The organism is Burkholderia sp. Ac-20353, assembly GCF_017104785.1.
In the GTDB taxonomy this organism is placed as follows: domain Bacteria; phylum Pseudomonadota; class Gammaproteobacteria; order Burkholderiales; family Burkholderiaceae; genus Burkholderia.
The window spans coordinates 1-9,076 of the sequence record NZ_JAAGPL010000277.1 but is presented as its reverse complement, the minus strand read 5'-3'; the positions used below and the strand labels follow the sequence as shown (position 1 = coordinate 9,076).

Genomic DNA, 9,076 nt, shown 5'->3' with positions numbered 1-9,076 from the left:
ACGGTGCGTCGGTTTCGTCGAGCACGTTCGTGAACGGCTTGTGCCACGCGAGCGTTTCGCGCGCGAGACGCGCCCAGAATCCTTCGTAATCGCTTTCGGCCTCGGCGGCGAGCGCGCGATAGGCTTCGATGCCGGAAATGGCCGCGCGGGCGCGCAAGTCGGCGGGCGGATCGAAAGTCCGGTGTTCGTGAAGGATCGATACGAGGGCGGTCACTGGGGTCTCCATGAAAATCGTGCGGTGAAGCTGTGGCAGGACAAAAGGCAACTTGCATGCCAGTTGCGCGATGACCGACGCTTGTGATCTCCGCAAGCGGTTTCTTGTACCGCGCGGGCGCCTGCGGAAGCGGTCGATCGCAAACGGCGACGCCCGCCCGAGCAGGGCTGGCGGCGCGCGGCCCGGCTCAGCGGCCGCGCAGCCGGCATCATGCAAATAAAAAACAGAGGAATGCGAATCGACGTGAGGATAGCCAGACGAGACAGGCAACGGCGTGCAATGCACTGTGACACTGCGCCGAAACGCATCAGTCGCTGTTGCAGGCATCAACAGGCGGAACGGCCGGCTCCGTTGTCATCCGATGAACGACCGGAGGCCTGGCAGCGTGTCGGATGCGCGGATGCGCTCGAGCGCCGATGCCTCGATCTGCCGCACGCGCTCGGCCGACAGGTTCAGCTGGCGGCCGATGTCGCGCAGCGAATACCCGTCGTCCGCGCCGATCCCGTAACGCAGCCGCAGGATCGTCGCTTCGCGGGCCGGCAGCCGGTCGATCTCCGCCGCCATCGCGTCGCGCAGTTGCGCCGCGCTGGCCGCGTCTTCCGGCGACGGCATCGCGCTGTCCGGCACGACGTCGCCGAGCGTCATGTCGCCCTCCGGCGATACGGGCACGTCGGTCGACACGGGCTCCTTGACGATCGCCAGCAGGTCGAGCACCTTCGCGACCGGCAGCCCCATCCGCGCGGCCAGCTCGGCAGGCGGCGCGGGGTCGCCCGCGTGCCGTGCATGGTCGCGCTTGATGCGCGACAGCTTGTTGATCGCGTCGACCGTATGCGTGGGCACGCGTATCGTGCGGCCCTGATCGGCGATCGCATGCGTGATCGCCTGCCGGACCCACCAGGTCGCATACGTCGCGAATTTGAAGCCGCGCCGGTGGTCGTAGCGATCGACGGCCTTCATCAGGCCGATATTGCCTTCCTGGATCAGGTCGAGAAGCTGCAATCCGCGATCGGGATACCGTTTGGCGATCGACACGACGAGCCGCAGATTGCTCTGGAACAGTTTCTTTCTCGCGGGCTGCATCGCGCGATCGATGCGTGACAGGCGCGCGTCGATCGCGAGCGTGATATCGAGCGGCAGGATCGACTCGCTGGCGAGATGCGTAAGCGCGGTTCGTGCTTCGATCAGCGCCGGTGCGCGGCGGGCGAGGGCAGTGCCGCATCCGGGATGCACGGCGATACATTCCTGGAGCCATGCGCGAACGTCGTCGCAGGGTGTGAACAGAACGCGACGCGGCGTATCGGCACGCATGCCCGATTCGGCCAACGTTTCGACGATGCGTTTTTCGAACTTGCGTGCTTGCGTCGCGCGCTCGCAAATCGTGCTGCCGATGCGTTCGATTGCGCGCGCGGTGAAGCGGATCCTGCCGGTCAGCGCAGCGGCCTCGCGCATCAGTGACCGGTAGGCGGCCGAAGCGAAGCCGTCGGCGCGCAACGCGTGATGCATCGCCGATGCAAGCGCGCCGGCGCGGTCGAGCGCTTCGACGACGGCATTGCGCCACGCCGGACTGTCCAGCGCGCGCTCGGCTTCGCCTTCCTGCGCCGGTGATTCCGTCTCCGAATCGGACGTGGTTTCGTTCCCGGGCGAATCCGCGGGCGATACCGCTGGCGGTCCCATGAGCGAATCCGCAGGCGGTCCTGCAAGCGAATCCGTGAGCGATTCGGCGTGCGTTTCAGCGCAATCGACGAACCCCGTCACGTAGACCGAAGCTGCCGCCTTTCCCGCGCGGATGTCGCCGGCGATCGACGCGATCGCGTCGAGCGCGGCCGGATCGCGGCTCAGCGCGTCGATGCACGCGGCGCGACCGCTTTCTAGTTGGAGCGCGAGCACGATCTCCTCTGCGCGCTCGAGCAGCGGTGTCGCGCTCATTTCCCGCAAATAGATCCGGACAGGATCGTTCGTGCGGCCCGCCAGCAGGTCGGCGGCCGCGAGCCGCGCCGACGCATCGGCAAGCGGTGGCGTCACCTCCGTCGCTTGCGCGAAATGACGATCGAGCGTCCACGCGGTGTGCGAGTCGACATGCTCGCGCACGTCGATGCCGAGCTCGCGGAGCATCGCCGCGGTGGCGTCGAAATCCGTGCCTTCGGCCGCATCGTCTGGCAACGCATCGACGATCTCGCCGCGCGTCACGTAGCCGCGATCGATGCCCAGCGCGATCAGCGCATGCAGATGCTCCGCACGTTCGGCGTCCGCGCCGCAGCGCGGCGCGCTCGCATGTGCGCGATCAAGCACGCTTCGCATAGACGTTGCACCAGCCTTCAGCGGCAACGGCCTTGCCCGCGAACATCGGGCACGTGCCGGAGGATTCGCCTGCGGCACCCTTGTAGAAGCGGCAATTCGCGCACGTCTGGCCCGCCTGGTACTTCGGAAACTTGCCTGTGTCGACGGTCGTTGCATTCGCGCGGTAGCCGAGCGACTTCGCGGTCGCGTCGTTTTCGTCGACGAGCGATGCGGCCGCGAATGCACGGGTTCCGGCTGCGAGCGTGACGCACAGGCCGGCCGTCTGAATGATGAACGTTCTGCGATTGCGGGAGATCATGTCGTTTTCCTGAATGAAATGAAAAGAGAAAGGCTGTCACGCGCGCCGGAAATGCTTCCCGGCGCGGCGAGTAGACCAAAACGAAGAGGCGGCGAAGATGCTGCGAAGCGGCGGGAATCTACTTGCGCGGTCCGGCGATGAGCGGCGCCTTCGACGCGTTGGCGATATCGGTCGTCAGCTTGGTCTTCGACGTGTCGTAGCCGTTCGAGTAAAGCAGGAACGCCATCAGATCCTCGTATTCCTGGGGTGTCATCTTGCCGGGGCGATCGGCCGGCATGTTGTTCGTCATGTACTGGTACACCCCGCCGACGGTGATATGCGACTTGCCTTCGGGCGCGAAGGCTTCCCCGCTCAGCGCGGGCGCGGTATTGCCCTCGAGCTGGTCGCCGTGGCATTTCGCACAGGCGTCCGCATAGATCGTCTTGCCATGCTGCACCTGCGCCTGGTCGAACGATGGTACGGCGTTGCCTTCATTGGTCGACACCTTGATGAAGCCGCCCTTCGCCGGCTGCTGTTGGGCGGATGCGACCGCGCCGTCGAGGAACTGGCCGGGCGCGCGCGTGCCGGCCGTGTGCGCGACCGCCGCCGGGAGGGTCCAGCCGCGCGTGAGCGCAGCGAGACGGCCGTTGTCGCTCATCCGGGACAACGTCGCGTCGATACGCTTCTGCAACGCTTCCTTGCCCGGTCCGAATGCGAACGAAAGCTGCCATTCCGAGTACGGCGACGACGTCGCCGCGATCTGGAAGCGCTGTTGCGGGTGCGCGCGCTGATACGCGACGACGCTCGGATACCAGACGATCGCGCGCTGCGCGCGGCCGTCGGCGAGCGCGGCGATCGTTTTCTCGCTCGTGTTTTCGAGAACGAAGCGGGCGTTGGCCTGTTGCGCGGCGATCAACTGCGAAGGGCTCCCATACGTGGCCGCGATCGCTTCCTTGGCGCCGGACGGTGCATGCGGATCGCGCAGCGAAACGATGACATAGCCGGAGCGCAGATAGCCCTGCGAGAAACTCATTCTGGATCCCGACGCATCGGCGATCTCCGAGCGCGGGAAGCCGGCGATCACATCGCAGTCGCGTTCGAGCGATTTCCGCAGTTCGCTGGCGGAGATGCCGTCGTCGCCGCCATCGTCGTCGACGCCGCGTTTGTTCAACGATGCGGCGACGCCTGCGGTGCGGAACACTTCGCGTGCGATGGACTGGTCGAGCGCCGTGGTCGGGCTGCCGGGCAGCGTGCAGATGCGTACGCCGGCCGACGCGGATGCCGGTGCAAGCGCCACGCCCACGGCGAGCAGACTGGCGACAGTGAGGGGAGTGAGGCGAGTATTCATGATCGTGTGTCCGGTTGAAGCGGTTGGGGTGTCGCGCCCGCATCGGGCGCATGCGGGCGCGACCGGGGCGCGAGCCCGATCAGTCGAGCGCGAAGACGTACAGGGTGCCGCCGCGCGGAACGTCCTTCGCGATGTCGGCCATCGGGCCGCCCCAGATCGGGTTCGCGCCGCCGTAGCCGGCGAGCACGGCTACGTATTCCTTGCCGTCGACCTCATACACCGACGGCTGCGAGATGATGCCGCTCGCGAGCTGCGGGCTTTCCCAGAGCACCTTGCCGGTTGCCGTATCGAATGCGTACAGGTGACCGTCGAGCGAGCCGCTGAACGCGAGGCCGCTCGCGGTGGTCGCGACGCCGCCGTTCCACGGCTTCTTCGTCCAGTGGCTCCACAGCTTCTTGCCGGTGTTCACGTCGATTGCGGTCAGTTCGCCGTAGCCCTCGCTGCCCGGTTCAGGCTTGATCTCGAAACCTTCGCCGAGATAAGGCAGGCCTTCCTGGTAGCTGACCGACTTGCCGGTCAGGCTCATGCACGCGTGCAGCGCGGGCACGACCGCGATGTTGCGTTCCTGGTCGAACGAGATCGACCACCAGTTCTTGCCGCCGAGGAAGCTCGGGCACGTTTCGATCGTCGTGCCGGCCTTCGGGAACTTCGATTCGTCCTGGATCGGCTTGCCATCGGCCGTGTAGCCGGTGACCGACGTCGCCTTCACGAACGGTGTCGCGTAGATCAGCTTGCCGGTCGTGCGGTCGATCGCGTGGAAGAAGCCGTTGCGGTCCGCGTGGATGATCGCGTCGTAGTCCTTGCCTTTGTACTTGATATCGGCAAGGACCGCCGCGTTCACGCCGTCGTAGTCCCACGTGTCGTGGTTCGTGTACTGGTAGTGCCACTTCAGGTCGCCGTTCTTCGCATCGAGCGCGAGCAGCGAGTCGGAATACAGGTTGTCGCCGGGGCGCAGCGCCGCGAGCCACGGGCCCGGGTTGCCGACACCCCAGTACAGCGTGCGCGACGCAGCGTCGTACGTGCCCGTGAGCCACGCGGCGCCGCCGCCGTGATCCTGCATCCCGTCGGGCCAGGTCTCCGAGCCCTTTTCTCCGGAACCGGGGATCGTGTAGCGTTTCCAGACTTCCGAGCCGTCGTCCGGATTCAGCGCGACGATATAGCCGCGAATCCCGTATTCGCCGCCGGACGTGCCGACGACGATCGCGCCGTCGAGCGCGAGCGGTGCGAGCGAGAACGAGTAGCCGAGGCCCGGCTCGAACATCTGCTTCTTCCAGACGAGATTGCCGGTCTGCGCATCGAGTGCCGCGATTTCGCCGCCCAGCATCGCGACATAGACATTCTTGCCGTACAGCGCGACGCCGCGGTTCACGACGTCACAGCACGCGGTCTTGAACGACGCGGCGCTGAGCTTCGGCTCGTATTTCCAGAGCTGCTTGCCCGTCTTCGCATCGAACGCGTAGACGTTGTCCTTCGGCGTGGTCACGAACAGGTAATTGCCGTTGATGATCGGCGTCGCTTCGAAGCCCTGCTTCAGTTCGGCGGGGAACTTGTAGGCCCACACCTGCTTGAGATTCTTCGCGTTCGACGGGTCGATCTGCTTGAGCGGCGAATGCGACCGGCCGTTGTAGGTGCGGTAGTAGGTCAGCCAGCCCGGATCGCGCTGCGCATCGGTCAGCCGCTGGTAGGTCACGGCCGGATAGTCCGCGGCCGCTTCGACGAGGCCGGGGTTCAGCGCGACGGCGGCTGCCGCCGCGATGCCGATCGTGGCCAGCCGGCTCGCTGAAGCCGAGAATTTCTTCATGGTTGTCTCCTGAGTCATTGTGGTCGCACCGCCGCGAAGGTTCCGTCGCGCCGGCACGGGTGGGGTTCCGGGCCGAGTGCGCTGCCGTTCACGCAAGTCGCATGCCATCGCGCCGCGCTGCCCGCGCGGCGCGGCGGACCGGGGCATCGCGGGTGGTGCGGTGGCGGCGGTGCTTCGTGCGGGCGTCGACGCAGGTGTTGCATTCAGGTACACCGTCGTGCGCGAGGTGTTGCCAAACATGACAGGTGGCGGGGCGCCTGTGACAGCGTGCCGCGCCGTTGACGGATGCCGCGCCGAACGGGCGTGCGGCGTTGGCGGCAACGTTGGAAGCGACGCAGGCCGGTGATCGTGCATGCGGTGCTGGCATGGTTCTCGCTGTCCTGTATCGCGGGGAGACATCGCCGTGCAGCACGCAATGCCGCGCGGCAGAAAACGAACAGGGAGACAGAGGGGAATGATCAGGAGACCAAAGGCAATTGGCGTGGATGGCGGGTGGCGGGACCATCGGGGCGTGCGGCGCGTTCAGTGTGTCGGTGCGACACTCGGTGCGATTGCGCTGTTCGGCCTGTCGCCGGCCGGCGTCCGCGCGCAGCAGAATGCGAGTGAGAACGCTTCGTCCAACACGGCTGCGCCGCCAGTCGCGCCGCAACCCGCCACCGACATACTGCCCGCAGTGGTCGTCGTCGGCACGACGCCGCTGCTCGGGATCGGCACGCCGCTGTCGAAGGTGCCCGCGAACGTGCAGACGGTGCGCGCGTCCGAACTCGACGCGCAGCACCGCGCGACGCTGACCGACTTTTTCGCCGCGAACCTGCAGAGCGTGACGATCGGCGACGCGCAGGGCAACCCGTACCAGACCGACGTCAACTATCGCGGCTTCACTGCGTCGCCGCTGCTCGGCACGCCACAGGGCCTGTCGGTGTTCGTCGACGGCGTGCGCGTGAACGAGCCGTTCGGCGATGTCGTGAACTGGGACATCCTGCCCGTGCAGGCGATCGACCGTATGCAGCTGATTCCCGGCTCGAATCCCGTATATGGACGCAATACGCTCGGCGGCGCGCTCGCGATCACGACGAAGAACGGCAAGTCGAGCCCGGGCGGCGAAGCGGAGGTATCGGGCGGCTCGTGGGGCCGCAAGACCGCGAGCGTCGAGCAGGGCGGCACGCTCGGCTCGAACCTCGACTACTACGCGACCGCGAACGTCGCGAACGACGGCGGCTGGGCCGACCACAACGCGAGCCGCGTGCGGCAACTGTTCGGCAAGCTGCGCTACACCGACGCGGACACCACGCTGTCGCTGGCCGCGGGCGGCGCGGACAACACGCTGTACGGCAGCCAGACGATTCCGCGCTCGTTCCTCGACAACCGGAAGCAGGCGTACACGTTTCCGGACCTGAACCGCAACAGCGCCGCATATGTGACGCTGTCGGGCGACCGCTTCTTCGGCGAGCACGTCGAGCTGAGCGGGAACGCGTACTACCGGCACCTGCGCAACGCCAACACGAGCAGCAACAACAACACCGACTTCGGATCGGTCGATGAAAGCGGCAATGTCGATACGCTGCAGGGCACCAACGCGCAGTCGACGATCGTCACCGACAGCTACGGCGGCAGCCTGCAGCTCACCTTGCTCGGCAAGCTCGGCGGGATGGCGAACCAGCTGATCGCGGGTGTCGCGGCCGATGTCGCGAACTCGAGCTACGTCGCGGCATCGCAGGACGCGTTTTTCACCGACTCGCGCGCGGCGATCGGCATCGGCGGCTTCGTCCCGCGGACGAATGCGAAGACGCGCAACGCGAACGTCGGCGTGTACCTGAGCGATGCGCTGTCGCTGACGCCGCACTGGACGCTGACGCTGTCGGGCCGCTACGACTGGTCGAAGGCGCAGATCGGCGACGCAAGCGGCGTGCAGCCGCTGCTCGACGGCAACCATACGTTCTCGCGCTTCAACCCGGCGGTCGGCGTGAACTGGAACCCCGTCGCGGGCTTCACCGCGTACGCGACCTACAACGAAGGGATGCGCTCGCCGACCGCGATCGAGCTCGCGTGCGCGGACCCGGCCGCGCCCTGTTCGTTGCCGAACGACTTTATCGCCGACCCGGCGCTCAAGCCGGTGATCTCGAAGACGTTCGAAGTTGGCGCGCGCGGCCGCATCGGCGGCGCGACCACCTGGAGCGCGGCCGCCTATCGCACGACGCTGACCGACGACATCGCGTTCATCAGCGACCCGGCGAGCGCGCAAGGCTATTTCCGCAACGTCGGCGACACGCGGCGCCAGGGTATCGAGCTCGCGGGCCGCACGCAGCTCGGCAAGATCGGCGTCGGGCTGTCGTACAGCTATGTCGACGCGACTTACCGATCGTCGTGGACCGAACACAGCCCCGCGAACTCGGCCGCCGACGCGACGGGCAACGTGTCGGTCAAGGCGGGCGACCGCATCCCGGGCATTCCCGCGCACACGGTGAAGCTGCGGCTCGACTACGCGGCGACGCACGCATGGGACATCGGTGCGAACGTCACGTGGCGCAGCGGCGTGTACGCGCGCGGCGACGAGAACAATCAGGACGTGAACGGCAAGATCGCGGGCTACGTGCTCGTCGATCTCGACATGCGGTATCGGATCACGAAGCGGTTCGAAGTGTTCGCGAGCGTGACGAACCTGTTCGACAAGCGCTACGCGAGCTTCGGCGTGCTCGGCCAGAACTTCTTCAACGGACCGAATCACACGTTCGATGGCGCGCAGCCGGTCAACGAGCAGTTCGTCGGGCCGGGCGCGCCGCGCGGCGCGTGGGTCGGTGTGCGTTATGCGTGGGATTGAATAGTGTGCGGTGCCGCGAACATCGCACGTATCGCGCGGGCGATGCTGCGCGCCAACGCCGGGTCGCTCGCAAGATGCCCGGCCGGCACCAATTCGATTTTGGCAGCGGGCACGGCGCGCGCGAGCCGGGCGACGTTGTCGACCGGGCAGACGGGATCGCGCAGTCCGTGCGCGGCAAACAGCGGCACGCCCGCGTCAGCCGCCCGACGCGCGAGCGCGAGCAACTGCCGTTCGCCGAGCCAGCAGCCGTGCTGCAGGTAATGCGCCTGGATCCGGTACTTGTCGATCAACCGGAGGACGGCCGGATGATCGACAAGAAA

The 9,076-nt window shown here is 66.7% G+C and carries 6 protein-coding genes and 1 pseudogene; 1 reads left to right on the top strand and 6 read right to left on the bottom strand.

Going from position 1 to position 9,076, the window contains the following annotated elements; genetic code table 11:
* The 5 genes from G3N94_RS37590 to G3N94_RS37575 all read right to left on the bottom strand — a co-directional run.
* A partial coding sequence (locus G3N94_RS37590) for an acetyl-coenzyme A synthetase N-terminal domain-containing protein (RefSeq protein ID WP_346778771.1) occupies positions 1–214 on the bottom strand: 214 nt, incomplete at its 3' end.
* A 354-nt stretch (positions 215–568) separates the two neighbouring features.
* Positions 569–2,512: a sigma-70 family RNA polymerase sigma factor gene (locus G3N94_RS37585; RefSeq protein WP_241022302.1), complete on the bottom strand. Its 1,944-nt coding sequence runs from the start codon at positions 2,510–2,512 to the stop codon at positions 569–571.
* Complete coding sequence (locus tag G3N94_RS42800; RefSeq protein ID WP_241022301.1) at positions 2,496–2,810, bottom strand: high-potential iron-sulfur protein; 315 nt, start codon at positions 2,808–2,810, stop codon at positions 2,496–2,498. The genes G3N94_RS37585 and G3N94_RS42800 overlap by 17 nt, the downstream gene beginning before the upstream one ends.
* A gap of 118 nt (positions 2,811–2,928) precedes the next feature.
* Positions 2,929–4,137, bottom strand: a complete 1,209-nt coding sequence (locus G3N94_RS37580) for a transporter substrate-binding domain-containing protein (protein ID WP_205799286.1) — start codon at positions 4,135–4,137, stop codon at positions 2,929–2,931.
* A gap of 79 nt (positions 4,138–4,216) precedes the next feature.
* A complete protein-coding gene (locus G3N94_RS37575) occupies positions 4,217–5,938 on the bottom strand; it encodes a methanol/ethanol family PQQ-dependent dehydrogenase (RefSeq protein ID WP_205799285.1) in 1,722 nt (573 codons plus the stop codon).
* Positions 5,939–6,392: 454 nt separating this feature from the next.
* Here G3N94_RS37575 and G3N94_RS37570 point away from each other — a divergent pair, with 454 nt between their 5' ends.
* Positions 6,393–8,756 (top strand): TonB-dependent receptor, encoded by a 2,364-nt coding sequence (locus G3N94_RS37570; protein WP_205799284.1) that lies wholly within the window; start codon positions 6,393–6,395, stop codon positions 8,754–8,756.
* On the opposite strand, the pseudogene G3N94_RS37565 reads toward G3N94_RS37570, so the two are convergent.
* Positions 8,741–9,076, bottom strand: a pseudogene (locus G3N94_RS37565) (prolyl aminopeptidase); the annotation flags it as partial. The gene G3N94_RS37570 and the pseudogene G3N94_RS37565 overlap by 16 nt on opposite strands.

Bases quoted from the DNA above. Each gene is read 5' to 3' on its own strand.
- G3N94_RS37585 (WP_241022302.1), bottom strand. From the start codon at position 2,512: ATGCGAAGCGTGCTTGATCGCGCACATGCGAGCGCGCCGCGCTGCGGC.
- G3N94_RS42800 (WP_241022301.1), bottom strand. From the start codon at position 2,810: ATGATCTCCCGCAATCGCAGAACGTTCATCATTCAGACGGCCGGCCTG.
- G3N94_RS37580 (WP_205799286.1), bottom strand. From the start codon at position 4,137: ATGAATACTCGCCTCACTCCCCTCACTGTCGCCAGTCTGCTCGCCGTG.
- G3N94_RS37575 (WP_205799285.1), bottom strand. From the start codon at position 5,938: ATGAAGAAATTCTCGGCTTCAGCGAGCCGGCTGGCCACGATCGGCATC.
- G3N94_RS37570 (WP_205799284.1), top strand. From the start codon at position 6,393: ATGATCAGGAGACCAAAGGCAATTGGCGTGGATGGCGGGTGGCGGGAC.